This is a genomic window from Rhodococcus wratislaviensis (assembly GCF_900455735.1).
GTDB lineage: Bacteria > Actinomycetota > Actinomycetes > Mycobacteriales > Mycobacteriaceae > Rhodococcus_F > Rhodococcus_F wratislaviensis.
The window spans coordinates 419,077-443,373 of record NZ_UAUI01000011.1; the positions used below are offsets into that span (position 1 = coordinate 419,077).

The window sequence follows — 24,297 nt, forward strand, 5'->3', positions numbered from 1 at the left end:
ACAACCGATTGGTTGTATGTGCAAGGCTGCTTCGACTTTCAGGATGCGAGTGGGCGCGGATGGCACCTTCGACGTACGAGCTCGCGAATGGCCTCAGGGAGCTGGTCACGCTGCCACCGGCATTCACGTCGTCCTGCTGCACGCGCGGCTTTGATCGCATAGGCGGCAGCACCGAGTTCATGCACTGCAACGTGCGCGACGGCTCCGGCCTGCCCCGCAGCGTATGCGGCGTGCCGTGCTGCACCACGCAGGTCCCTGGCCGCGCACGATGCCGCCCACAGGGCCAGAAGCTGATGATCCGAGTCTGTGAGCGTCCCACCGCGGCGGATCGTGACGAAGCGAGGGTCTCGGACCTTCGGGAGGATCTGGCTGGAACTTCTCTCACTTGCATCCGGCCACAGCACCCGAGGGCCGCGCATACCACCCGCCTCGGATCTGAATACTTTTTGCGGGCAGCGCTGGTCGAGGTTGAGAGTTGTTACCCGGTTTGCCGGAGACCGGTGTGGGCAAGGCAGATGTCGGCAAGCTCGTCGAGCGACAGGGGAAGCACCCGGGCGAGGGCCGCGACAGTGGTGAACGCGGGTGTCGCCATCCGCCCGGTCTCGATCTTTCGAAGAGTCTCCGGTGAGATCCCGGCCTCCTGCGCGACCTCGGCGAGGGTGCGATCACCCCGTGCCTGCCGCAGCTGATGACCGAGGCGCTTGCCTGCGGCCAGCTGTTCCGGGGTCAGAGGGAGACGCACCATCCGAGCAGTCTAACCCTGGAGCGGTATGAAAATCCCAGCCCGCGGTCTAGAGTGGTATTTTAATACCGAATTTGTGCGTACGAAGAGGAGTAGTTGGTGCTGGAACTGAAAACACCCCGCGAGGTCGCTGCGATGGACGTCACCGGCACATTCATCGCCGAGTTGCTCGACGATCTCGAACACCGCGCCGAACCGGGCGTGAATCTGCTCGAGCTCGAAGACCGAGCCCGCCAGTTGATCGCCCAGCGCGGCGCCACGTCGTGCTACTGGGACTATGCGCCGTCATTCGGGCGCGGACCGTTCCGCAACGTCATCTGCCTGTCGGTCAACGACGCGGTACTACACGGCCTGCCGCACGACTACGTGCTGCAGGACGGGGACCTGCTGAGCATGGACATCGCAGTCTCCATCGACGGGTGGGTCGCCGATTGTGCCCGCAGCATCATCGTCGGCGATCCACGACCCGAGGACGCGCGCCTCATCGCAGCCACCGAAAAGGCCCTGACAGCCGGAATCGCCGCCGCGTTACCCGGCAACCGGCTGGGCGATGTGTCTGCGGCGATCGGCGCGGTCGCCGCCGAGTACGGGTACCCGGTCAACACCGAGTTCGGTGGTCACGGGCTCGGGCGGACCATGCACGAAGATCCGCACGTATCGAACACCGGACGTGCGGGCCGAGGACTCACACTGCGCCCGGGGCTGACCCTCGCCCTCGAACCGTGGTTCGCCGCCGGCACGGACGAGATCGTCTACGACCCCGACGGGTGGACCATCCGCTCGGCCGATGGATCGCGCACCTCGCACAGCGAGCACACCATCGCGATCACCGACGGCGCGCCGCTCGTGCTGACGCGCCGGGAACAGGTCGCTGCATCTGCACCGTGATTGCCAGGCCCCCGGACGACGGTCCCCGCCGAACGAACGGGACGCTCGTGCGATCTGACGCAACGAGCGTCCCGTTCGTCGCGACGGGGGCGACGGGGGCGAGGGGAGGTGAGGGGGTGAGGGTGGGTAGCGGTGTCACCCCGCGAGCAGGACCCCGACCAGTGCGATCGATGCCACCCAGACGGTGGAGATGCCTGCGAGGACGAAGGGTCGTGCGCCGACCTTCTTGATCGTGGCGATCTGGACGCCGGCGCCGAGGGCGAACATCGCGGCGGTGAGGAGGGCGGTCTGCACGATCTTGGCCTCGGCGAGCAGGCCCGTCGGCAGCAGGCCGGACGACCGCAGGCCGACACAGGCGAGGAACGCGAGGACGAAGAGCGGGACGAGCGGCGGCCGCTTCACGTCGGCGTCGGTGCCGGCGAGCCTGCGCTGGCGCACGCTGAGGACGGCCATGACCGGGGCGAGCATGAGGACGCGGGCGAGTTTGACCACCGCGGCCACGCCGAGGGCGGCACCGCCGATCGCGCCGCCCGCGGCGACCACCTGTGCAACCTCGTGGATGGAGCCGCCCGCCCACAGGCCGGCGTCGGTGTCGGAGAGTCCCAGCGCCCGCGACAGCAGCGGGATCGCGGGAATCATGAGCGTGCCGAAGATGACGACGAGCGCGACCGCGGTGATCACCTCTTCCTCGTCGGCGTCCACGACACCGTCCACCGCCGCCACGGCGGCCGCACCGCAGATCGAGAATCCACAGGCGATGAGCAGGCGCTGCGTCCAGCTCAGGCCGAGCAGCTTGCCCGCGAACATCGTTCCCACGATGCCGAGACACACGATCGCGACGACCACGACGATGACGCCCCAGCCCAGTCCGAGGATGTCACTCAGCATCAACTGGAGCCCGAGGAGGGCGATGCCCACCCGCAACAGCTTCTTGGCGGAGAACTGCAGTCCCGGGCGCAGGCGTTCGGGCAGATGCACGGCGTTCGACAGAACGGCGCCCAGCACGATGGCGATGAGTAGCGGGCTCACCGTCGGCAGGAACCGGCCGACACCCATGGCGACGGCGGTGGCGACGGCGCACAGCGCCAGACCCGGCAGGAGAGTGGCCGTGGCGGTCTGGAGTCGCGGCAGCGTTCCCGTGCTCTCGACGCGCTGTTCCTCGGACTTCGATTCGCTCAGTTGACTACTCATGAATCCACGGTCCGTCACGGCGGCTGTCTCCGGTAGCCGTCATCTCGGCATGTACATATATCATCGTGATATGTCTTGCGCCAGGGTCATATACTCAGTGCATGTCCCGCAGATGGCCCGAGTTCCCCGTTCTCGAGTTGCTCGTGGGCGTCGACGACCACGGAAGCCTCAGCGCTGCCGCCAGACTCGCCGGAATGGCGCAGCCGAACGCGAGTCGCGCCATCAAGCAACTCGAGCGCCAGTTCGGCATGACGCTGCTGCAGCGCAGCCCCACGGGCTCGATACTGACACCGCAGGGAACCGTGATCGCGCACTGGGCGCGCCGGGTGCTCTCCGATACGCGCCGGCTTCTCGACGTGGCCGAGGGGCTGCGCGCGGAACGCGCCGCCGAGTTGACGGTGGGTGCCAGCATGACGGTCGCGGAACACCTGATGCCGGGGTGGCTGGGGCAGTTTCGCCGTTTGCACTCCGACGTGACCATTCACCTGCAGGTGCACAACTCGACTCAGGTGTTCGAGCGGATCAACAGCAGGATCTGCGACGTCGGGTTCGTCGAATCGCCGACGGTGCCGCGACCGTTGAAGAGTCTCACGGTCGCGCATGACCGGTTGGTCGTCGTCGTTCACCCCACCCATCCGTGGGCACGGCGACGGAAGGCGCTGTCCGTCGCCGAGTTGGCGCTGACACCGCTCCTGGTCCGCGAGCCGGGATCCGGCACGCGGACCACGCTCGACGTGGCATTGCAGGAATACGACCGGGCGGCACCGCTTCTCGAACTCGGGAGCGCCGCCGCGATTCGCACCAGCGTGCTGGCCGGGGTCGGTCCCGCGGTGATGAGTACCCTCGCGGTGGCGGAGCAGGTCGGTGCCGGCGAGCTGAAGGTGATCGACGTCGACGGTCTCGAGCTCGACAGGGTGCTGCGGGCCGTGTGGCGGGGCGCGCGTCAGCTCGACGGTCCCGCAGGCGAACTGGTGCGTCTGGTCCGCCGGGTCGGTGCCGAGCCGTGAGCGGCTGTCACCCGAGAATGCAGGTCGCCGCACCGGCGGCGATCACCAGGACGATGACCGCGGAACGAAACACCCCCGGCGGAAGTCGGCGGGCGATCGCCAGCCCGGTGACGTTGCCGATCAGCGCGGCGGCGACGAAGACCGGGAGGCGCGGCCAGAACATCGATTCCGTGATCTCGTCGTGGAACCACAGGACACCGAGCGCCATCACATTCGCGACGATGAAATAGCCTGCGAGATCGGCGATGAAAGCCATCGGTGGCAACCGCGCTCGCATCAGCAACAGGACCGGTGGCGGTCCGTTGAGCGACGTCGTCGTTCCGAGGTAGCCACCCACGGAACCGGTGAGGACGTGCGCGGTCGTGGAGGGCACACGCGTGGCCTCCGCCCGGTTGGGGAGCGCCATCGCAAGCCCGCACAGCATCACCACAACTCCCGCTGCCGGCTTCAGATACTGCTCCGGCAGCAGACCGAGGGTGACCGCGCCCAGCCAGGCGCCGGGCAGACTGCCACCGCCGAGCAGCGCCACCCGTCCCCAAGTGATGTGTTCTCGCAACTGATACGCGGCGCCGATTCGCGTGATCAGGCCCGCCACCAGATTGACGAACACCACTTCGGGAACGGCGAAGCCGACCATCAGCATCACCGGCGTCGCGATCAATGCCGTCCCGAACCCGGTGGCGCCGCCGATGACGGACGCGATGCCGATGCACAGGGCACCGATGAGGAGCATCGTCATCGCGACTCCCTTCCCGATCCGGTGGTACGTTCCCGTGCAGGTCTGATGTTCAGGTGGCCAAAGATTGGACTGCGCTCACTAGAGCCATCAGTTCGATGTCGCTGGCGGTGCACCCTCGGGACAGGTCGTTCCACGGTGCGGCCAGGCCTTGCAGGATGGGACCCAAGGCTATTGCACCCCCGAGCCGCTGAGCAATTTTGTACCCGATGTTGCCGGCATCGAGATTGGGAAAGACCAACACGTTGGCCCGGCCGGCGACCCGCGAACCGGGCGCCTTGGACGCGCCGATCTCGGCGACCAGCGCGGCATCGAATTGCAGGTCACCGTCCACGTGCAATTGCGGGTCCCGGACGCGCACCAGTTCCGCGGCCTCGCGGACCTTCTCCACGCGGGGGTGGCTGGCGCTGCCCTGGGTGCTGAACGACAGCATCGCCGCGATCGGGGTCTGCTCGGTGAGCTGGAAGTGGGTGGCGCTGGCGGCCAGCGCGATGTCGACCAGTTCCTCGACCGTGGGGTCGGGTACGACGGCGCAATCGGAGAACGTCAACTGCCTGCCGTCCGACAGCAACATCAGGAACGAGCTCGACAGGATGCTCGAACCCGGCGCGAGACCTACGATGCGCAGTCCGGCCCGCAGCACGTCGGACGTCGGCCTGCTCGCACCCGCGACGCAGGCGTCGACCACTCCGGCGCGCAGTGCCGCTGCGGCGAGGCACACCGGGTCGGACAGCGCCGACTCGATCCGGTCGGGGTACCTGGCGAATCCCGATTCGACGGCGTCACGGATCGCGGGGTCGGCAGCCGCCTCGGCGACGTCGACGACGAGTTCCTCGGCCAGCGGGATACCCGCGGCCGCGGCGATGCGCCTGATGACGTCCCGCCGCCCGAACAGCCGCGGGGACACGACACATTTGTGGTGCAGATGGTGGGCCGCACGGATCGCGCGTTCGTCTTCTCCGTCCGCGAGACCGACGACGCGGTTCTCCCCACGCAGGGTGGCGATCCAGTGCTCGATCAGCGACGAATCATTCAGTCGTGCAGCGTCGGTGGGTGGTACAGCGGTGACGCCCGGGGCCATGGCCTCGCACTCCCATCACTACGAAGAAGGGTGGCGGTCGTCGATCTCGACGACCGCCACCCGCTGGAAATCGGGGAACGTGTCGTTCCCTACGGCTGGATTGCCTTTTCGATGTCGGTGAGCATGCTGTCGATGCCGTGGAGCAGTTCCGAGAGCACCTCGTCGTCGGCGACGAGGGGCGGCGAGATCATCAGCATCGTGGCACCACGGTCGTCGCCACGGAGAATCACCTTGGTGCGGGCGAACGCCTCCGGCAGTACCTTGCGCAACACCGTCAGCGATTCCTGCTCGGTGAACTCGCGGCCGCTGTCGCTGTCGGCCATCAATTCGATCGCGTAGAAGAATCCGGTGCCGCGCACGTCCTTGACGCAGCGGTGCGCGCTCATCAGCGAGTCGAGTGCCGACTTCAACTTCGGGCCGCGCGCGGTGACGTTGCCCAGCACGTTCTCGTCGCGCATCGCGGTGATGTTCGCGACCGCCACCGCTGTCGACACCGGGTGTCCGCCCCACGTCGCGCCGTGTGTGAACACGCCGCCCTTGGGCGAGTCGTAGAGCTCGCGAACCAGCTGCTCACGCACGATCAGGCCGCCGAGCGGGGCGTATCCGGAGGTGGAACCCTTCGCGAACGTGATCATGTCGGGAACCACACCGGTCAGCCCGTGCCCGAACCAGTGTCCGAGGCGGCCGAACGAGCAGATCACCTCGTCGGAGACCAGCAGGATCCCGTGCTTGTCGCACAGCGCGCGCAGCGCGGGCCAGTATCCGTCCGGCGGGACCAGGGCGCCGCGCCCGTTCTGAACCGGCTCGGCGAACACGGCGGCGATGGTCTCGGCGCCCTCTTCCTCGATGACGGCTTCGATCGCGGCGATGCAGTCGAGCTCGTTCGCCGGGCCGCAGTCGCCGAGGTAACCGAGGGTGTTGGGTACGGAGCGGACCCCGGGCAGCAGCGGACCGAACGGGTCTTTGATCTTGGGCAGCTGCGTTACCGAGAGCGCACCGAGAGTGGTTCCGTGGTAGGCCATCTCGCGGCTGATGATCTTGGTGCGCTGCGGGTTGCCCTGGCTGCGGTGGTACTGCCGGGCGAACTTGACGGCCGTCTCCACGGCCTCGGATCCCGAGTTGACGAAGAAGGTCGTCCCGAGATCGCCGGGAGCCAGGTCGGCGATGAGCGCGGACGCCTCGATCGCGGGAATGTGGGCGCTGCCCCAGTTGGACGCGTACGCCAGCGTTCCGATCTGCTCGCTCGCCGCCTTGGCGATGTCGTCGCGGCCGTGACCGATGTTCACGCAGAACAGGCCTGCCAGACCGTCGAGGAAACGGTCCCCCTCGGTGTCGATCAGATAGCTTCCCTCGCCACGAACGAACACCGGGAAGTCGCTTTCCCAGGTGTCCTTACGGGTGAAATGAGGTCCGAGGTGCCGGCGGGCCCGTGCTCGCAATTCGGTGACGTCCACGACCATCTCCTTCGTTGTCGAATGGCTGTGATGCACAACATACCGACGGGGCAGACCGCAGGTCAGGGCCAGAAGAGCGGTATTCGATGGGTCCAGTCTGGTCCCCGCAGACGGCGCTCAACTGGTCCTTCTGGTCCCATGCCAGAGTGATCCAGACTTCGGTATCGCTCGGGCACCACGGCGTGTGGTCGGAGCGGCGAACAGCCCCAGCTAACGGAGGTCTCACATGAGGATCGGTATCCCCAAGGAAGTCAAGAACCACGAGTACCGGGTGGCGGCCACTCCCGCCGGCGTCCACGAAATGGTCGCCCACGGGCACGACGTGTTCGTGGAACGCGGTGCGGGGGAAGGCTCGTCGATCGGCGACGACGCCTACGGTGCCGCCGGCGCGAAGATCCTCGACTCCGCCGATGCGGTGTGGCAGAGCGCGGAACTGCTGCTCAAGGTCAAGGAGCCCATCGCCGAGGAATACCACCGGATGCGTTCGGACCTCACGTTGTTCACCTACCTGCACCTCGCTGCGGGTGAAGAGTGCACCCGGGCACTGCTCGCCGCCGGAACCAATTCCGTTGCGTACGAGACCGTTCAGCTTCCCGACGGTTCGCTGCCGCTGCTGTTCCCGATGAGTGAGGTCGCCGGCCGGCTCGCACCGCTCGTCGGTGCGCAGGCACTCATGCGACCGGAGGGTGGCCGAGGCGTACTGATCGGCGGCGTGTCCGGTGTGTCCCCGGCTCGCGTCGTCGTGATCGGTGCCGGCGTATCGGGCATGAATGCCGTCGCCGTCGCCGCAGGCACCTGGGCCGACGTCGTCCTGTTCGACAAGAACGTCGACAAGCTGCGCGCCGCCGACCGGATGTACCAGGGCCGGATCCGCACCCTCGCCGCGAACGCCTACTCGATCGAGCAGGAAGTCATGCAGGCCGATCTCGTGATCGGTGCCGTGCTCGTCCCGGGCGCCAAGGCACCGAAGATCATCTCGAACTCGCTGGTCTCGCGGATGAAGCCGGGCAGCGTCCTCGTCGACATCGCGATCGACCAGGGTGGTTGCTTCGAGGATTCGCGTCCCACCACCCACGCGGAGCCCACGTTCAAGGTTCACGACTCGGTGTTCTACTGCGTGGCGAACATGCCGGGAGCGGTGCCCCACACATCGACGTACGCACTCACCAACGTGACCTTGCCGTACACCCTGCAGATCGCCGAGAAGGGCCTCGCCCGCGCGGCCAGGGACAATGCCGCACTCCGCGCCGGAGTCAGCACCGTCGCCGGGCGCCTGACGAACGATGCCGTCGGTGCCGCACTCGGGATCGAGTCGGTCAGCGTCGACGACGCGCTCAACCTGGTTTGATTTCGCCGCCGGCCCGGCATACTGAGAAGTGCTCGTTCGAGAACTTCTCGGCGTGCCGGGTCGGCCTACATCTGGCCACTCTTGGATCCACAGGAGGCGATGCGTGCCGAGAACACTGATCGAGGTCGACCGCAACTCCGCCGAACCGCTCTACCGCCAGGTTCGACGGGCGATCGAACACGGCATCGCCAACGGACTGTTCGATCCGCGCCACCGCCTTCCGAGTTCGCGTGAACTCGCGGTCGATCTCGCGATCTCACGGAACACGATCAACCTGGCGTATCAGGAACTGATCGCCGAGGGACTCGTTCAAAGCCACCAGCGCTCGGGCATGTTCGTGAATCCCGACATGATCGAGACGCTTGCATCGGACGCCCGCGCGACCATTCCGCGCATCGACTGGTCGTCCCGCATCCGGCGTTACCCCGATGCCGACGTCCCGCACATCGAGAAGAACGTCGACTGGCACTGCTATCCGTACCCGTTCCTGGCCGGGCAGATCGACATCCGCAGCTTCCCCGCCCGCGCGTGGGTGCGCTGTCTCCGCGACGCACTGTATCAACCCCACGCCTACGCGAGTCTCCAGGACAGCGTCGGTGCGGACGATCCGATGCTGATCGACATGATCCGCCAGCATCTGCTGCCCTCGCGCGGCATCGAGGCGAGCGCGGACGAGGTTCTGGTGACGGTCGGTTCCCAGCAGGGGCTGGACCTCGTCGGCCGGGTGCTGCTCGGACCCGAAGATCGGGTTGCCATCGAAAACCCCGGCTATCTCGATGCGCGACACATCTTCCTGCGCACCGGCGCCCAGGTGTACGGCATCGACGTCGACGACCGCGGCCTGCGCCCGCCGGAGACTCTGCGCGGCACGGACCTGATGTATCTGACACCGAGCCATCACCATCCGACCAACGCGACGCTCGGCATCGACCGTCGTCAGCGTCTGCTGCAGCTGGCCGCGGAGTCCGGCACCGTGATCGTGGAGGACGACTACGACAGCGAGTTCCGCTATCACGGCAGCCCCAGCCCGGCGCTGAAGGCGCTCGATTCCAGCGGCGACGCCGTGTACCTCGGCACGTTCTCGAAGTTCCTGGCCCCGGGTCTGCGTCTGGGCTACCTAGTCGGACCTGCGGACCTGGTGCGCGAACTGCGGAAGGCCCGGCGGTACGTGCTCCGTCATCCACCGGGCCACCAGCAACGGGCCCTGGCCATGCTCATCGACAGCGGGGAGTATCACCGCGCACTGCGCCATCACCGCACCCAGATGAAACACAAATGGGAACGGCTGTGTGCGGCCGTCGACAAGTACCTCCCGTGGCCGCAGGAGCCGTATCCGCCCGGTGGCGTCAGCTTGTGGATGACCGGTCCGGAGAACCTCGACTGCCGAGTGCTCGTGCGCGAGGCGGAGGCCCGCGGTGTGCTCATCGAGCGGGGCGACATCTTCTTCACGCAGCCGGTCCCGCCCCGCAACCACTTCCGCATCGGCTACGGGGCGATCCCGCTGCGTTCCATCGAAGAAGGCATCGCGCTCCTCGGCCAGGCGTGCCAGGCGAGTTTCCGCCGGTAGCGGGAACCCGCCCTCGCCTGATCGGCGGGGACGGGTTCCAGTTCCGTTTCAGCTGAAGCACTTACGTTCGGGCTACCGCATGTTCGCCGCTTCTCCGTCGATCATGACCATGGTGGGACGGGGGATTTCGGTGGTGCCGTCGGCGAGATCTCCGAGGCTGCCGTCGAGCGCCACCAGGTCCGCACGACGGCCCGCCGTCAAGGTGCCGACACGGGTCTCGTCGTGCACCAGGTACGCGCTGTCGACGGTCATGGCACGGATCGCGCGATCCACTCCGATCCGCTGGTTCCCGCCGAGCACGGTGCCGCCCCTCGTCATCCTGGTGACCGCGGTTCTGATGGTCGCGAGCGGATCCATCGGGGTGATCGGGCAGTCCGAATGCAGTCCGAATCGCAGCCCCAGCTCGTCGGCGCAGGCGAGGGGATCCATCTCGGCGGCGCGCTCGGCACCGAGGAACCGGTCGCGGTGGCGGTCGCCCCAGTAGAAGATGTGGTTGACGAAGAAACTCACCCCGAGTTCGGCTTCCCGGATGGCGGCGAGGTCGCTCGGTGCGCTCACCTGGCAGTGTTCGATCCGGTGCCGTCCCACCCGGCCGTCGGTGGCTTGCGCCCTCCTCAGCGAGGTGATCGCGGCGCCGACCGCCGCGTCGCCGTTGGCGTGCACGGCGACCTGGCCGCCCGCACGATGCACCCGCAGGATCATCTCGTCGAGCTGCGCCTGCGGGTAGAGCAGGTCGCCGTGATGACTGGGGTCGCACGCGTACGGCGTGCGGAGTGCGGCGGACAGCCCCTGGATCGACCCGTCGGCCCAGAACTTCGCGCCGGCCAGCCGGAAGCGTGCGCCGGCCGCGGGTGCGTGCTCGAACGTGACTCCCCGGTCGTCGAGGGCCTCGAGCGCCATGTCACCGCGCAGGAACCCGACGACGTGCACCGGTAGCTCACCCGAGGCGTCCAGCGAGCGGTAGGCGGTCAGCTCCTGCTCGCCCGCCGAGAGACCCACCCCGAGATCGTGGATGGTGGTGATGCCCCGCGACCGCGCCGACAGCAGGCTGCGAAGCAGGGCGCCGTTCACCTCCTGCTCGGTCAGCGCGGGAACCGCCGCGGTGAGCCTGGCCACCGCATCGATTTCCCACGCCATCCCGGTCAGACGACCGTCGGCGCCGCGAGGGAACAGCGGGTCGTCCACCGGCACCGTGGATTCGTCGATGCCTGCCGCCGCGAGTGCGGCGGTGTTGGCGACGGCGAAGTGCCCGCAGATGTGCAGCACGATGACCGGCCGCTCGGTGCTGACGGCGTCGAGATCCGTCCGGGTCGGATGCCGTCCCTCGGCGATCTGGGTGTCGTCGTAACCCCACCCCCTGATCCATCCGCTGCCGGTGGCCGCGGCACGCAACGCCCGCTGGATGTCGGCGATCGACCGGCACGGTGGTGTCCGGCAGTCCGCCCAGCCGTCGGTGAGGCCGGCATAGGTGGGGTGGATGTGCGATTCGATCAGTCCCGGGATAACCGTGGCACCGGGCAGGTCGAGGCGGCGGGCCCCGATGCCGACATAGTCGGCCATGTCCTTCCTGGTGCCGGTGGCGACCACGTCGGCTCCGTCGATGACCAGCGCTTCGACGGTCGGCGACGACGGGTCCTGGGTGTGGATCGAATCGGCGGTGAGCAGTGTCCTGGACATCAGGCACCCACTTCGCTGCGTGCGGCCACGGATCCCGCGGCGGTGCCGGACGTTCGGCCGTCGGAGCGAAGGCCACGGACGGGATCGGTGGGTGGCCAGAACACCCGCGTCGACACCACGAACAGGATGTTGAGGACGAGGGCGGCCGCGCCGAGGTTGACACCGTGCTCGGCGAGCCACACGGACACGGGGCCGTGCTTGTCGAGATACAGCCACAGCACCACGACGTCGCCGAGCACCACACCCATGGCGAGGGCAGCGGGACGCAGTTTCCATCCGAAGACCATCGTCGCGAAGACCACCGCGGCCTGGGTGACGCCGTAGTACGCCGTGTTGACCAGGGTGAGCAGGAGCTGAGGTGTCGCGAGGGTGAGTAGGAGCGAGATCCCGAGGTACGCCACGACGACTCCGCGCACCCAGACCCGTTGGCGGGATTCCGGGATCCCGGGAATGATGTTGCGCGACACGATCGCGCCGATTCCGAGGGCCGCGCCGCACAGCACCACGATCGCGCAGAGGGCCGCGCCGCCTGCGACGACGCCGGTCAGCCAGTCGGGCAACAGTTGCCGCGACAACTGCAGGAGCACCTGGTCGGATTCCGTGCCCTCGAGCTTGGTGGGCAGCAGCGTGATCGCCCCGAAGGCGGCGGCGACGAGGAACGGGTACATGAGCATGTACAGGGGATTGAACTTGGCGACCCGCTTGATCGTCGCCTCGGACTTCGCCGCGAGCACGGCCTGCACGATGATCGGGAAGATGAAGAATCCGACCGATTGGAACACGATCGTCGTCAGGACGAACGTCAGTGACGAGCCGGTGACCGTGGAGTGTGAGGCCGCGCCGCCACCACTGGCCGCCGCCGCGGCGAACAGCTTCTCGGTACCACCGGTCTCGATCACTGCCGCCAGTCCGATCAGGACGGCGCCGAGCAACAGGGCGGTGTCCTTGACGTACGACACGAATGCGGGGGCGCGCACCCCGGACAACATGAGGAACAGCAGCGCGAGGGCTGCGCCTGCGAATACCGCGACGGTGGGGTCGATGGAGATGCCCAGACCGGTCAGCGCGATCTGCAGTCCGGCGAGCTGAAGCTGGCCCCACGGGATGAGGAATACGACCGAAGCGATGGCGATCGTCAGTTCCAGCCCACGCGACCGGAAGTGGCGCCCGGCCACATCGGGCAACGTCATGGCGCCGTATCTCTTGCCCGCGCGCCAGAGGTAGGGCGCGAAGAAGTATCCGATCGGGTAGGCCAGCAGGATGTACCCGATGAACCAGACGCCGTAGCTCGCCCCGTGCGCGTACACGCCGCCGGGGAATCCGATCAGGGTGCCGATGCTGTACGCCTCGCCCGCTCCCAGGATGAACACCAGCAGCGGACCGAACGACCGGCCACCCACGAGGTAATCGGAGATCTCCTTCTTGCTGCCGCGCCGCGACAGCACGCCTGCCCCGAGGGCGAGGACGAGCACCAGGGTGAAGAAGGCCGCGGTCATGACTGTTCTCCGATCCGAGCGCTCGCAGCGGCCGACTCGGCGCGCTCGGCAGCTTCGAAGTCCTTACGGTCGAATAGCTTCCAGGCAAGATGGAGGCACAGCGAGGTGAGCGGCATCCACAGGAACAACCACGCGAACAGGATGGGGACTCCGAAGACCGTGGCCGTGGATCCGGACAGCGCGACGATGCCGCCCAGAACGCCGGCGAACGGGACACCTATCGCGAGTAAGGCGCTTTTTGCCTCGTTGGACATGATTGTTTTGTCTCCTATTCCGACTGCGTCCACCGGCGTCGCGGGTTGGTCCGGTGCCGGTCGACGTGCACTCTGGCACTAGTGTGGTCTGAATCACTCCCCTCGGGCCATGGGCGAATCCCGGAAAACGCCGAGGCGGTTCGTGAATTTCACGGGAGTGTGGAATGCGAGGGAGAGGGTGCCCGAGGCCGTGGGTGAAGACACGATCCAGCGGTTGTGCCGGCAGGTCTCGGAGGAGATCGAGTCGGTAACCGACCGGGCGGTGGGTCAGATCCGCGCCGAGCTGCAGTCGTACGCCGCCGTTCCGATCGACGAGCAGCGCGGATACATCAGTCGCCAGCTCGCGGCGACGTTGCGCGCCCTCGCGGAGAGCGAACCTCTCGCCGACGACGTCCTCGAGCGTTCGCGTCAGCTCGGCAGGCGCCGGGCCATGCAGGGGTTGCCGCTGTCCGACGTCATCGAGACGTACCACATCGCGTCCCGCGAATTGTGGAACACGATGGTGGCCACAGCCGCCGAGCCGACGACCGACCTGCTGCGCGCAGGCGGCATGATGTGGGACCTCGTCCACACCGCGACCAGCGCGGTCGCTGTCGGACACACCGACGCGACCCGAAGCGAACAGGCCATCCGCGCGGGGGTGCGTTACCGGTTCTTCGAGTCCCTCGCGAGGTCGGTCGACGGCGACCACCGTGATGTGCGCGAGCTGGCAGAGGCACTGGGTTTCACCGCGCAGCACGAGTTCCAAGCGGTGTGCGTCGCCGCGGAGGAGTGGTCGGAAGCGCAGCTCGAACGCCTGCAACGCACCCTGGACACGATCCCGGGCACCACTCAATGCAGCGGGCACGGCACCGTCATCATCGCCCTGAGCCAGCGCGCACCGGTCGACGACATCATCCGCGAGGTACGGCTCGGCCACCCGGGGACCACGGTCGGAGTCGGATTGGGCCGCCCCGGCCTGGCCGGCGCGGCGATGAGCATCACGGACGCGCGACGGGTCCTGCAGCTGGCCTCGCCTACCGGTGAGGTGGTCCGTTTCGCCGACAAATGGGTTGCCGCCACCCTGGCAGACCATCGCGACGAGCTCGCCACGCTGCTGGAGCCGGGTGTCGCCGTCGCCGCGGACCATCCGCACCTCGTCGAGGCGGTATTGGCGTTCGCCCGCAACGGGTTCTCCATCAGCGCGGCCGGGCGGGACATCCACCTGCATGCGAACTCGATCACCTACCGGCTCGACCGCTGGCAGCAGCTGACCGGCTGGGATCCCCGGACTCTCGACGGCCTGCAGCGGTCGGTGTCGAGTCTGAATCTGTTCCAGCGGGATTCGGGCGGCGCAGCCTTCCGGCAGGAAGATGAGCAGCAGCCTTCCCAGCTCGACACGTCAACTCCATCTGTTTCGCCGACAGGTGCGTCGCACCCGAGGAGTGAGCCGCGCCGGCTGTCGGATAGCTGACTACGTCTTTGGATCGACGAGGCGAACCTGGAGGCGTGTAGCATGTTACTCAGGTAACATGCTACACGTTACTCAACCACGACCGACTAGAGTGACGAAGTGGCCGACTCTCCACTCACACTCCAGCCGCTACCTCGAACGGCCGAATCACTCACCGAGAAAGTGATCACCGGGGTGCTCGACGCCGTGCATAGCGGACAGATGGTTCCAGGCGTTCTGTACTCGGTGTATCAGGTCGCCGAGGAGTTCGGCGTGTCCCGGAGTCCGGTCCGCGAGGGCTTGCTTCGCCTCGCTGATTCCGGATTGCTGCGATTCGAACGCAACCGCGGATTCCGGATAATCCTTCCCCAGCCTCATGAGATCGCAGAAATCTTCGCGGTCCGGCTCGCACTGGAACTACCTGCTGTGCGCCGAGTCGCGCGGGAGTCTTCTCCTGCCCTGATCGAGCAACTCCAGCGACAGCTGGACGATATGGATCGCAGTGCGGCGGCCGGAAACGAGGAATCGTTCTCGAAACAGGACGAGCGACTCCACGATCTGATCCTCGCGGCCGCCGGCAACTCGCGCGCGCGAACCATCATCAGCACCCTGCGGGAAACAACGAGGTTGCTGGGGGCAGCGACGGCCGACCGCTCGCGAACTCTTGCGGACATCAGTTCCGAGCACCGCCCGATTGTCGATGCGATCATGGAGGCGGATTCGTCGACGGCCGAGAGGGCAATGCGGCAGCACATCCTTCATACGGGAAGGCTCCTGGTGGAGCAGGCAGCTGCCGACCAGGGCTCCAACCAGGACTGCAACGAGATCTGGGCCTCCGTTATCGACTGAGCCCGGTAACATCGGCTCACCGACAGGCAAGGCGAGAAGGGGGCGCGCGGTGAGCGAAGAGCTGCCTGCGGGCACACAGTCTGTCGGCCGGGCGCTGGCCGTGCTCAAATTGCTCGCAGCTTCACCTGACGAGCTGAACGGCAGCGCAATCGCCACAGAACTCCAATTGTCGTCCGGCACGGCTAACAGGCTGATCCGAGCGCTGATCGCAGAGGGCCTTGTAGCGCGGAACCCGATATCCGACAGCTACTATCTCGGAAGCGGAATGGTGCTTCTTGGGCAGGCCGCGCAGCGCGGATTCGGCATGGACAAGGCCCTGCCCATCCTGGAGCAGCTTCATTCCGAGACCCAGGAATCGGTGAACCTCTCCATCCGTGAGGGGTCGGAGTCGGTTGTGATGATGCGGGTGCAGTCGACGCTTCCGTTGCGATTCGAACAGCACACAGGCGCCCGGTTCCCCCTGTACACGACCGCTTCGGGCAAGGCCATCCTCGCGTTCTCTCCGAGTGCCGAGACGTACGTCAAGACGCTTCCGGTCAAGCTCGCCAAGGTCACGCCGTACACCCTGAGCACACCCCGCGAGCTCTCCGAGCAACTGAGAGAGATCCGGGCACGGGGGTACAGCGTCGACGAGCAGGAGAACGTAGAGGGTGTGCGATGCGTGGGCGCGCCGATCCTGGACGCAAACGGAACCGCGCACGCTGCACTTGTGATCCAGGTACCCACTGTTCGTATGCCGAAGTCCAGGGTCCGTACGCTCGGGGAACGCATTCTTCAGGCAGCGAAGGAAGTGTCACAGTTCATCCCGGTCAACCGGGCGATGTCTCACTGATCCGACGCCGTTCCGCGGACAGGTCTCGCATAGGGCTTTTACTCGCCGCAGTTCAGTGACGTCCCAGTCCGTCCGGCTCTGGATCCGTCAATTTGTTCGTGTGAGGCGCTTCACATATTGGCAATCCTGGCCTATCGTCGCTTCATATTGTGGGGATTGTCCCTACATGGTGACAGCGAAGGAGTCTCAACGATGTATCGATCGAGCGAGAATGAGAGCGTCTTCACCTGGGCAGCACCGCCACTGAAGTTCGGCATCGGAGCATTGGACGAGCTCGGTGCGGAGCTATCGGCTCAGGCCTTGGAATCGTGCTTGGTAATCACCGATCCGGGTGTTCGAAACACCGGGATACCCGACCGGATCCGTGAACAGTTGGTCGCGGTGGGCATCAAGTCGGACGTATTCGATGGCGTCGCTGTCGAGCCGACGGATCAGAGCATCGACGAAGCCGTCTCTTACGCCTCGGAACGTGGGTGGGACTGCTTCGTCGCAGTCGGAGGGGGTTCCGCCATCGACACGGCCAAGGCAGTAAACCTCCTCACCACACACCCGGGAGAATTACTCGACTTCGTGACCCCACCGATCGGCGGAGGCAAGGCGCCGTGGCTCCCGCTGAAGCCCCTGATCGCCGTGCCGACCACCGCCGGCACCGGATCGGAATCGACGACGATCTGCGTTATCGATTTCCTCGGCCTGCACTTGAAAGCCGGAGTCAGTCATGCCAAGTTGCGACCGACGCTCGCCGTTGTAGATCCCCTGACCACTGTCTCTCTCCCCTCGCAGGTCACGGCGGCGAGCGGGATGGACGTGCTGTCTCACGCACTCGAGAGCTACACCAGCGTCCGGTTCGATGCCAAGCCCGCACCGGAAGACCCGATGAAGCGCCCGGCCTTCTGTGGTTCCAACCCGATCAGTGACGTCTGGTGCGAGCAGGCCCTCTCCTTGGTAGGGAAGTACCTGCGGCGCGCCGTCATGAATGGACGAGACCTCGAAGCCAGGTACCAGATGGCGCTTGCGTCTACCTCCGCCGGAACAGGGTTCGGGAACGCGGGCACCCATCTACCGCATGCCAATGCATACCCGGTCGCCGGAGCGGTCGAAAACTATCAGGCCGAGGGCTACCCTTCAATGCCCATGGTGCCGCACGGTCAGGCCGTATCCGCGACTGCCGCTGCGGTTTTCCGATGGACCTACCCGAGCGATCCCAGTCGACACCTGCGCGCAGCCGAACTTCTCTCCGGCCAGACCTTCACTCCGACCGACGGAGCCGACGCGCTCGCGCATGTACTGAGCGAGTTGATGTCGGACATCGAAATGCCCTCCGGGTTGCGGAGTTTCGGCTACTGCGAAGAGCACCTTGACACACTGGTCGATGGAACGATGAAGCAAACACGTCAACTGGCTGTGGTGCCCCGTCCGGTAACCAGGGATGCCCTTACAAACATATTCCGGGAGTCGTTGTGAGCACTTCCCGAGACACCGAGCAGGAACCCTCGAAATCCGAGATACGAACCGTCGTGGCCTCGAGTATCGTCGGAACAACAGTCGAGTGGTACGACTTCTTCCTTTATGGCATCGCCGCCGGGCTGGTATTCGACAAGCTCTTCTTCCCGGGCTCGGATCCGATCGTCGGCACGCTGCTCGCGTTTGCCACGTTTGCGATCGGATTCATGGCCCGGCCGTTCGGCGGTCTTGTCTTCGGGCACATCGGCGACCGTGTTGGCCGGAAGAAGACCCTGGTAGCCACCATGATGATCATGGGTGTAGCGACCTGTCTGATCGGGCTGGTTCCCAGTTACGCCACGATCGGTATCGCAGCACCGATTCTGCTGGTGGTACTTCGGCTCGCGCAAGGTATCGCAATCGGCGGTGAATGGGGCGGGGCGGTCTTGATGGCAGTCGAGTACGCCCCCCGCGGCAAGCGCGGCTTCTACGGAAGCTTGCCGCAAATCGGCCTCGCGATCGGCCTGATGCTGGGTACGGGCGTATTCGCAGCGCTCAACTCAACATTGTCCGAGGCAGCATTCCTCGCCTGGGGTTGGCGAATTGCCTTCATGCTGAGCGCGATCCTGGTGGCGGTGGGCCTCTTCATCCGCCTCAAAGTCATGGAGACACCTGCCTTCCGCAAGCTAGAGACGGTAGAGGAGAAGGCTACTGTGCCTGCTCTGGAACTGATCAAGAGCGCACAGTCACGACGAAACATGTTGCTTGGAATGGGCAGTCGATGGGCCGAGGGCGTGGCATTCAATACGTGGGCGGTATTTGTCATTGCGTATGGCACCGGCACGCTGCACCTCAGCCGTCAAACCCTACTGCTGGCGGTCATGGCCGCGGCGGCGACCATGGTCGTCTTCATCCCGATCTTCGGAAGAGTTGCAGACCGTTTCGACCGCAGACAGGTGTTTGCTGCGGGAATCGCGATTCTCACGGCTGCGGCTTATCCCGCCTTCGTGCTAATCGGTACCGGAAATACAGCGGTCATCGTCGTCACGATCGTGTTGGTCCTCGGCGTCCTTTATCCGATCGTCTACGCTCCCGAGTCGTCGTTATTCGCGGAACTGTTTCCCACCCGAGTCCGCTACAGCGGTATCTCCGTCGTCTACCAGCTTTCGGGAATCGTGGCATCCGGGCTGACACCGCTCGTTCTCGCGTCCCTCCTCAGTTCGGCAACCGGTGGACTTTCGCTGATAATGGGATACACCGTGGCAGTGGGGGCTGTCAGCGCCGTATGTACGCTCGCAATCCGCCGTCGGGACATTTACACAGAGAGCAGGGACGAGCAGTCACACCCTGACGATGCCCCAATGTCACGGATAGCCTCGACCTGACGATCAGCTGCCGTGGCCCCGGCTCGGGTTTGACCGAGAGCGGGGCCACAGCGCTGCGACCAACTGCACACCCGTTGCTTGTGCTCAACCTCGCGCGCTCCGTCACGTTCTGTACACGACCAACTTGCCCCGTGATTGGAGTCCTGCGCAAAAGGTTTCGCCGTCAGTCAGCGCAACGCCACCTGCACGAGGACGGCGGCGCCGAGGAAGCCGAGTAGCCACAGCACCCGTTGCCGGACCTGCTGGGCGGTGGTGCGGTCGAACAGCCATTTCCCCGCGGCGGCGCCGAACATGCAGAGCGGCACGAACAGGGCGATCTGCGCGAGGACGGGCACGGTGAGCAGACCACCGGCGGCCGACCCCGCGGCGCCGAACGCGTCGATGACGAGGAAGAACACGACGAGCGACGCGCGGCCGGCCGCGACGTGGGAGGACGCGGAGAAGTACATCAGGACGGCGGGCGGGCCACCGAGGGCGAAGCCGCCGTTGAGGAGACCGGACGCCACTCCCGTCACGGTGGTCACCCCGGGGCCGGGGAGCGACTGCCGGTCGGGGACGGCGGCCATGGCGACGGCGGAGCCGATGATCGCGACACCCAGCAGCACGCGCACCAGGTCACCGGACAGCTGCGTGAGCGCCCACATCCCCAGCGGCATACCGATCAGGGTGCCGGCGAACAACCAGCGCAACGACTTCCAGTGCACCTGCCGCCACACCTGGGGCAGCATCGCGGCGCTCGCGACGACCTCGAGGACGAACACGGTGGGGATCACCGACGTCGGCGGGAGCAGCACGACGAGTCCCGCGACCCACACCATCGCGCCACCGAACCCCCCGAAACCGCGGACGACACCGCCGGCCACCACGACGCCGAGCGCGAAGAGGAGGGCAGGCAACGACAGATCCCACACCGTTGCCGCCATACCCTGTTGCACCGCTTTCGTTCGCCGTTGTCTCCGTCAGAAGTGTGGGGGTCGCGGCGGCGAAGCGACAGGTCCAGACGACGTCGAATCGTCGGTACCAGGAACGCACGGGACGTGGCCCCCGGCGTCTGCTGCGCCGGGGGCCACGTGCTCGCGGGGAGCGGACTACACGTAGTCCTTGTACTTGTCGAGCAGGCGAACCGGCTTCGACAGCGCGTCGCGGCGGAAGGGGTCGCCGAGTTCGCGGGTGCACATGATCTCGATGACCGTCGTCTTGCCCTCGTTCATCTGTGCGGCGACCGCGCGCTGCAGTGCGGGACCGACCTCTTCGAGCTTGTCCACGACGATGCCCTCGGCACCCATCGCCTGTGCGATCCCGGCGAAGGACTCGCTTTCGAGCTCACCGGCGACGAAGCGGCGGTTGTAGAAGTCGACCTGGTTCTTCTTCTCCGCACCCCACTGCCGGTTGTGGAAGACGACGGCGGTGACCGGGATGTCGTGCCGGACAGCCGTCATGATCTCGCCCAGGCTCATGCCCCAGGCGCCGTCGCCTGCGTATGCGATGGCGGGCCGTTCGGGTGCCGCGGCCTTCGCGCCGATGATGGTCGGCAGCGCGTAACCGCAGTTGCCGAAGCTCATCGGGGCGAGGAAGCTGCGCGGCTTCTCGAACCGGAGGTAGCTGTTGGCGACGGAGTTGATGTTGCCGATGTCGGTGGAGACCATCACGTCTTCCGGCATCGCCTTCTCCAGCTCACGCAGCACCTGGCGCGGGTGCAGCCAGTTGCCGTCCTCGCCTTCCTGTTCGGCGATCATGTCGAGGCTGAACGCATCGCGCTCGTGCGTCCATTCGTCGAGTTCCTTCTCCCACGCGGCCTTCTCGGCGTCGATCTTCTCGCTCCGTGCCGCACGGTTGGCGTCGCAGACGAGGGCCTTGCCCTCGAGCCGCTCGGTGAGCGCGACGGCGGCGGCCTTCGCGTCGCCGCAGATCCCGACGGAGATCTTCTTGACCAGGCCGAGCATCTTGTGGTCCGCGTCGATCTGGATGATCTTGGCATTCTTCGGCCAGTAGTCCATGCCGTGCTGCGGCAGAGTCCCGAAGGGGCCGAGGCGGGTGCCGAGGGCGAGCACCACGTCCGCCTGGCTGATCAGCTTCATCGCGGCCTTGGAACCCTGGTAGCCGAGCGGTCCGGTCCACAGCGGGTGGCTGGCGGGGAACGAGTCGTTGTGCAGGTAGCTGTTGACGACGGGGGCGCCGAGACGCTCGGCGAGTGCCTTGCACTCGTCGACACCGTCGGCCATCACCACGCCGCCACCGGACACGATGACCGGGAACTCGGCCTGTGCCAGCAGTTCTGCCGCCTCGTTCAGGCTCTTCTCGCCGCCGGGACCGCGGTCGAGGCGGGTGGGCTGCGGGATCTCCGTCTCGATCTCACCGTAGAAGTAGTCGCGCGGAATGTTGAGCTGCGTCGGGCCCATCTCGGACATCGCGCGGTCGAAACAGCGGCCCGTGAACTCGGCCATGCGCTTCGGGTTGTTGACGTGCCCCTGGTACTTCGTGAATTCCTGGAACATCGGCAGCTGGTTGGCTTCCTGGAAGCCGCCCAGGCCCGTTCCCATGGTGCCGGCCTCGGGGGTGACGATGACGACGGGGCTGTGCGCCCAGAACGCGGCAGCGATCGCGGTGACGCAGTTGCTGATACCAGGACCGTTCTGGCCGATCACCATGCCGTGGCGCCCGCTGACCCGCGCATATCCGTCGGCCATGTGTCCCGCGCCCTGCTCGTGCACGACGGGGACCAGTCGAATCCCGGCGGGAGCGAAGATGTCCATCGCATCCATGAAGGCAGATCCCATGATGCCGAACATGTCGGTGACGCCGTTGGCGACCATCGTCTCGACGAACGCCTCCGACGGTGTCATCTTCTGTACACCGGAGACAGCGGTGCGATCGGCACCGTTCTTCTTCTTGCTCATGTGTGATCCTCCTTCAAGGGCGCGCCGGAACCGGCAGAGAATGTCAAAAATCGGAACGTTTCGTTCGTGATTTTGTGATCTGCAGTGACAGTAGGCCACGTCACACACTTCGTCAATGAATGTTCCTAAAACTGGAACGGGATGTATGATTTTTCGATACACGATGCGAATGCGTCGCCGTTTCGGCCAAGGAGGAACCGTGGGTGAGATTCACCGGATCGACGAGTCGAACGGACACCCGACTACGGAGCTACCCGGGGACACACCGACGCTCCGCCTGTTCGCACTGCTCGAGATGATCGCGTCCAAGGACCAGCTGTTCACGTTGCAGGGGCTCGTCGAAGAGACGGGCATGGCCAAGCCGACCCTGCACCGCATGCTCCAGCAGCTCGAGGGAGCCGGCCTCCTCACCCGGCAGAACAACGGCAGGCATTACGGCACCGGTGTGCGCCTGCGACGCTTCGCCGAGAATCTGCTGCTCAACGACACCCACCACGGCGCCCGACACGCCATCCTCCGAAACCTCGTCGCGGAACTCGGCGAGAGCTGCAACGTGACCACCCTGTCGGGTAGCGAAGTGGTGTATCTCGACCGCGTGGAAACCTCAGAGCCCCTTCGGTTCACCCTCCATGCGGGATCGCGGGTGCCTGCGCACTGCTCGGCCAGCGGCAAGATGATCCTGTCGCAGCTCAGCCCCGCCCAGCGCCGGCGACTTCTCGGGCGGATGCCGCTCGAGAGGTACACCAACAAGACGGTCACCGACGTCGAGCTGATCGAGACCGAACTCAAGCAGGTCCGCCGCGACGGTTACGCCATCGACGACGAAGAGTTCCTTCCCGGCCTCGTGTGCGCCGCGGTGCTCGTCCCCTGTGCCACAGGCAATTCCAATCTCTGCATCGCAGTCCAGGCCCCGGTCATGCGACTCACCCCCGACAAGGCGCTCAAGCTTCTGCCCGCGTTGCGGCGGGCAGCCGACGCCATCGGTGAGATCGAGAACGAGGTCACGGACGACGGATCGCCAGACCTGAACTGAAGGAGGGCGCATGCCCGAAATGACCACTACGGCACCCAGCCACGTGCTGTCCGCACGCGAGCTGTTCGGACTCGACACCGACCTGACGGTGCGCGCCTTCCGCGAACCGGTCGACCACGTCCCCGACATCGACCCCGCGTACCGGTTCGATCACGCGGTGACGACGGCCCTGCTCGCCGGGTTCGGCCGTAACCGCCGGGTGATGGTGCAGGGTCTGCACGGCACCGGAAAGTCCACGCACATCGAGCAGGTCGCGGCGCGGCTCAACTGGCCGTGTGTGCGGGTCAACCTCGACGGACATCTCAGCCGACTGGACCTGATCGGTCGGGACGCGGTGGTCCTGCGAGACGGCAAGCAGGTCACCGAATTCCAGGAAGGGATCCTCCCCTGGGCGCTGCAGCGACCGGTCGCCCTCATCCTCGACGAGTACGACGCCGGCCGGCCCGATGTCATGTTCGTCATCCAGCGTCTCCTCGAGCGCGACGGGAAACTCACCCTGCTCGACCAGAACAGGGTTCTGACTCCCCATCCGGCCTTCCGGTTGTTCGCCACGGCCAACACCGTCGGTCTGGGCAATCTCAACGGCTTGTATCACGGCGTGCAGCGGCTCAATCACGCGCAGATCGATCGCTGGAACATCGTCGCGACGCTCGATCACCTCCCCGCGGAACAGGAGATCGAGATCGTGTCCGCGCGGGTGCCGTCGCTGAGCCGGGAGCTCATCGGGTCGATGGTGGCCGTGGCCAACCTGACGCGCAGCGGGTTTCGGGTCGGTGACCTGTCGACGTTGATGTCGCCGCGCACGGTGATCACCTGGGCCGAGAACATCGAGATCTTCCACGACCCCGCGCTGGCATTCCGGTTGTCGTTCGTCAACAAATGCGACGAGGCCGAGCGACCCGTGGTCGCCGAGTACTTCCAGCGATGCTTCGACTCGGAACTGGAGCGGTCGGCGATGCTCGCGACGAGCACGGCGTGAGCGGGC

The 24,297-nt window shown here is 66.1% G+C and carries 22 protein-coding genes; 11 read left to right on the forward strand and 11 right to left on the reverse strand.

Annotation, left to right across the window (positions count from 1 at the left end; translation table 11 throughout):
• Positions 1-38: 38 nt before the first annotated feature.
• The gene (locus DTA22_RS36755) at positions 39-419 is read right to left on the reverse strand and encodes a putative immunity protein (protein ID WP_112300015.1); all 381 of its coding nucleotides are present in this window, start codon (positions 417-419) and stop codon (positions 39-41) included.
• Between the two features lie 59 nt (positions 420-478).
• Positions 479-745 (reverse strand): helix-turn-helix domain-containing protein, encoded by a 267-nt coding sequence (locus tag DTA22_RS15590; protein WP_005254325.1) that lies wholly within the window; start codon positions 743-745, stop codon positions 479-481.
• Between the two features lie 96 nt (positions 746-841).
• On the opposite strand from DTA22_RS15590, the gene map reads away from it, so the two are divergent.
• Positions 842-1,630 carry a type I methionyl aminopeptidase gene (gene map, locus DTA22_RS15595; RefSeq protein ID WP_037230328.1) on the forward strand — a complete coding sequence of 263 codons (789 nt, stop codon included), beginning with the start codon at positions 842-844 and terminating at the stop codon, positions 1,628-1,630.
• Positions 1,631-1,765: 135 nt separating this feature from the next.
• On the opposite strand, the gene DTA22_RS15600 is transcribed toward map, so the two are convergent.
• Positions 1,766-2,821, reverse strand: coding sequence for a YeiH family protein (locus tag DTA22_RS15600; RefSeq protein WP_112300369.1), 1,056 nt, complete (start codon positions 2,819-2,821; stop codon positions 1,766-1,768).
• A gap of 101 nt (positions 2,822-2,922) precedes the next feature.
• Between DTA22_RS15600 and DTA22_RS15605 the strand changes: the two genes are divergently transcribed.
• Entirely contained in the window at positions 2,923-3,828 is a 906-nt protein-coding gene (locus tag DTA22_RS15605) for a LysR family transcriptional regulator (protein WP_037230330.1), read from the forward strand.
• 7 nt (positions 3,829-3,835) lie between these two features.
• Here DTA22_RS15605 and DTA22_RS15610 read toward each other — a convergent pair whose 3' ends face one another.
• The 3 genes from DTA22_RS15610 to DTA22_RS15620 form a co-directional block, all read right to left on the reverse strand.
• On the reverse strand, positions 3,836-4,567 hold the full coding sequence (locus DTA22_RS15610; protein WP_037230332.1) for a sulfite exporter TauE/SafE family protein: 732 nt from the start codon (positions 4,565-4,567) through the stop codon (positions 3,836-3,838).
• Positions 4,568-4,616: 49 nt separating this feature from the next.
• Positions 4,617-5,645, reverse strand: a complete 1,029-nt coding sequence (locus DTA22_RS15615; RefSeq protein WP_112300016.1) for a phosphotransacetylase — start codon at positions 5,643-5,645, stop codon at positions 4,617-4,619.
• An 89-nt stretch (positions 5,646-5,734) separates the two neighbouring features.
• Entirely contained in the window at positions 5,735-7,105 is a 1,371-nt protein-coding gene (locus DTA22_RS15620; RefSeq protein ID WP_174233809.1) for an aspartate aminotransferase family protein, read from the reverse strand.
• A 220-nt stretch (positions 7,106-7,325) separates the two neighbouring features.
• On the opposite strand from DTA22_RS15620, the gene ald reads away from it, so the two are divergent.
• Positions 7,326-8,447, forward strand: coding sequence for an alanine dehydrogenase (ald, locus tag DTA22_RS15630; protein WP_112300018.1), 1,122 nt, complete (start codon positions 7,326-7,328; stop codon positions 8,445-8,447).
• Positions 8,448-8,550: 103 nt separating this feature from the next.
• Positions 8,551-10,014, forward strand: coding sequence for a MocR-like pyridoxine biosynthesis transcription factor PdxR (gene pdxR, locus DTA22_RS15635; RefSeq protein WP_112300019.1), 1,464 nt, complete (start codon positions 8,551-8,553; stop codon positions 10,012-10,014).
• Positions 10,015-10,086: 72 nt separating this feature from the next.
• On the opposite strand, the gene DTA22_RS15640 is transcribed toward pdxR, so the two are convergent.
• Genes DTA22_RS15640 through DTA22_RS15650 form a run of 3 tightly spaced genes read right to left on the reverse strand, consistent with a single transcriptional unit; the run spans position 10,087 to position 13,441 of the window.
• The gene (locus DTA22_RS15640; RefSeq protein ID WP_112300020.1) at positions 10,087-11,691 is read right to left on the reverse strand and encodes an amidohydrolase; all 1,605 of its coding nucleotides are present in this window, start codon (positions 11,689-11,691) and stop codon (positions 10,087-10,089) included.
• The gene (locus DTA22_RS15645) at positions 11,691-13,187 is read right to left on the reverse strand and encodes a sodium:solute symporter family protein (protein WP_037230342.1); all 1,497 of its coding nucleotides are present in this window, start codon (positions 13,185-13,187) and stop codon (positions 11,691-11,693) included. Before DTA22_RS15645 ends, DTA22_RS15640 begins: the two co-directional genes overlap by 1 nt.
• Positions 13,184-13,441, reverse strand: coding sequence for a DUF3311 domain-containing protein (locus DTA22_RS15650; protein WP_037230343.1), 258 nt, complete (start codon positions 13,439-13,441; stop codon positions 13,184-13,186). Before DTA22_RS15650 ends, DTA22_RS15645 begins: the two co-directional genes overlap by 4 nt.
• A 178-nt stretch (positions 13,442-13,619) precedes the next feature.
• On the opposite strand from DTA22_RS15650, the gene DTA22_RS15655 reads away from it, so the two are divergent.
• The 5 genes from DTA22_RS15655 (at position 13,620) to DTA22_RS15675 (ending at position 19,382) form a co-directional block, all read left to right on the forward strand.
• Positions 13,620-14,894, forward strand: coding sequence for a PucR family transcriptional regulator (locus DTA22_RS15655; protein WP_245973418.1), 1,275 nt, complete (start codon positions 13,620-13,622; stop codon positions 14,892-14,894).
• 99 nt (positions 14,895-14,993) lie between these two features.
• Positions 14,994-15,722: a GntR family transcriptional regulator gene (locus DTA22_RS15660; RefSeq protein WP_112300021.1), complete on the forward strand. Its 729-nt coding sequence runs from the start codon at positions 14,994-14,996 to the stop codon at positions 15,720-15,722.
• A gap of 49 nt (positions 15,723-15,771) precedes the next feature.
• Positions 15,772-16,554 (forward strand): IclR family transcriptional regulator, encoded by a 783-nt coding sequence (locus DTA22_RS15665; protein ID WP_112300022.1) that lies wholly within the window; start codon positions 15,772-15,774, stop codon positions 16,552-16,554.
• A 192-nt stretch (positions 16,555-16,746) separates the two neighbouring features.
• A complete protein-coding gene (locus DTA22_RS15670; protein ID WP_112300023.1) occupies positions 16,747-18,018 on the forward strand; it encodes a hydroxyacid-oxoacid transhydrogenase in 1,272 nt (423 codons plus the stop codon).
• A complete protein-coding gene (locus tag DTA22_RS15675; protein ID WP_112300024.1) occupies positions 18,015-19,382 on the forward strand; it encodes an MFS transporter in 1,368 nt (455 codons plus the stop codon). Before DTA22_RS15670 ends, DTA22_RS15675 begins: the two co-directional genes overlap by 4 nt.
• 167 nt (positions 19,383-19,549) lie before the next feature.
• Here the strand turns inward: DTA22_RS15675 and DTA22_RS15680 are convergent, their stop codons facing one another.
• Both DTA22_RS15680 and xsc read right to left on the reverse strand, forming a co-directional pair.
• The gene (locus DTA22_RS15680) at positions 19,550-20,305 is read right to left on the reverse strand and encodes a sulfite exporter TauE/SafE family protein (protein ID WP_037230348.1); all 756 of its coding nucleotides are present in this window, start codon (positions 20,303-20,305) and stop codon (positions 19,550-19,552) included.
• 165 nt (positions 20,306-20,470) lie between these two features.
• Positions 20,471-22,279 (reverse strand): sulfoacetaldehyde acetyltransferase, encoded by a 1,809-nt coding sequence (xsc, locus tag DTA22_RS15685; protein ID WP_037230350.1) that lies wholly within the window; start codon positions 22,277-22,279, stop codon positions 20,471-20,473.
• A gap of 199 nt (positions 22,280-22,478) precedes the next feature.
• On the opposite strand from xsc, the gene DTA22_RS15690 reads away from it, so the two are divergent.
• Both DTA22_RS15690 and DTA22_RS15695 read left to right on the forward strand, forming a co-directional pair.
• Positions 22,479-23,312, forward strand: a complete 834-nt coding sequence (locus DTA22_RS15690; protein WP_052033030.1) for an IclR family transcriptional regulator — start codon at positions 22,479-22,481, stop codon at positions 23,310-23,312.
• Between the two features lie 10 nt (positions 23,313-23,322).
• The gene (locus DTA22_RS15695) at positions 23,323-24,291 is read left to right on the forward strand and encodes an AAA family ATPase (RefSeq protein ID WP_112300025.1); all 969 of its coding nucleotides are present in this window, start codon (positions 23,323-23,325) and stop codon (positions 24,289-24,291) included.
• Positions 24,292-24,297 lie beyond the last annotated feature (6 nt).

What these genes read in the sequence shown, in the direction of transcription:
- DTA22_RS36755 (WP_112300015.1), bottom strand. Translation starts at nt 419, where the DNA reads ATGCGCGGCCCTCGGGTGCTGTGGCCGGATGCAAGTGAGAGAAGTTCC.
- DTA22_RS15590 (WP_005254325.1), bottom strand. Translation starts at nt 745, where the DNA reads ATGGTGCGTCTCCCTCTGACCCCGGAACAGCTGGCCGCAGGCAAGCGC.
- DTA22_RS15600 (WP_112300369.1), bottom strand. Translation starts at nt 2,821, where the DNA reads ATGAGTAGTCAACTGAGCGAATCGAAGTCCGAGGAACAGCGCGTCGAG.
- DTA22_RS15605 (WP_037230330.1), top strand. Translation starts at nt 2,923, where the DNA reads ATGTCCCGCAGATGGCCCGAGTTCCCCGTTCTCGAGTTGCTCGTGGGC.
- DTA22_RS15610 (WP_037230332.1), bottom strand. Translation starts at nt 4,567, where the DNA reads ATGACGATGCTCCTCATCGGTGCCCTGTGCATCGGCATCGCGTCCGTC.
- DTA22_RS15615 (WP_112300016.1), bottom strand. Translation starts at nt 5,645, where the DNA reads ATGGCCCCGGGCGTCACCGCTGTACCACCCACCGACGCTGCACGACTG.
- DTA22_RS15620 (WP_174233809.1), bottom strand. Translation starts at nt 7,105, where the DNA reads ATGGTCGTGGACGTCACCGAATTGCGAGCACGGGCCCGCCGGCACCTC.
- ald (WP_112300018.1), top strand. Translation starts at nt 7,326, where the DNA reads ATGAGGATCGGTATCCCCAAGGAAGTCAAGAACCACGAGTACCGGGTG.
- DTA22_RS15640 (WP_112300020.1), bottom strand. Translation starts at nt 11,691, where the DNA reads ATGTCCAGGACACTGCTCACCGCCGATTCGATCCACACCCAGGACCCG.
- DTA22_RS15645 (WP_037230342.1), bottom strand. Translation starts at nt 13,187, where the DNA reads ATGACCGCGGCCTTCTTCACCCTGGTGCTCGTCCTCGCCCTCGGGGCA.
- DTA22_RS15650 (WP_037230343.1), bottom strand. Translation starts at nt 13,441, where the DNA reads ATGTCCAACGAGGCAAAAAGCGCCTTACTCGCGATAGGTGTCCCGTTC.
- DTA22_RS15670 (WP_112300023.1), top strand. Translation starts at nt 16,747, where the DNA reads ATGTATCGATCGAGCGAGAATGAGAGCGTCTTCACCTGGGCAGCACCG.
- DTA22_RS15680 (WP_037230348.1), bottom strand. Translation starts at nt 20,305, where the DNA reads ATGGCGGCAACGGTGTGGGATCTGTCGTTGCCTGCCCTCCTCTTCGCG.
- xsc (WP_037230350.1), bottom strand. Translation starts at nt 22,279, where the DNA reads ATGAGCAAGAAGAAGAACGGTGCCGATCGCACCGCTGTCTCCGGTGTA.
- DTA22_RS15695 (WP_112300025.1), top strand. Translation starts at nt 23,323, where the DNA reads ATGCCCGAAATGACCACTACGGCACCCAGCCACGTGCTGTCCGCACGC.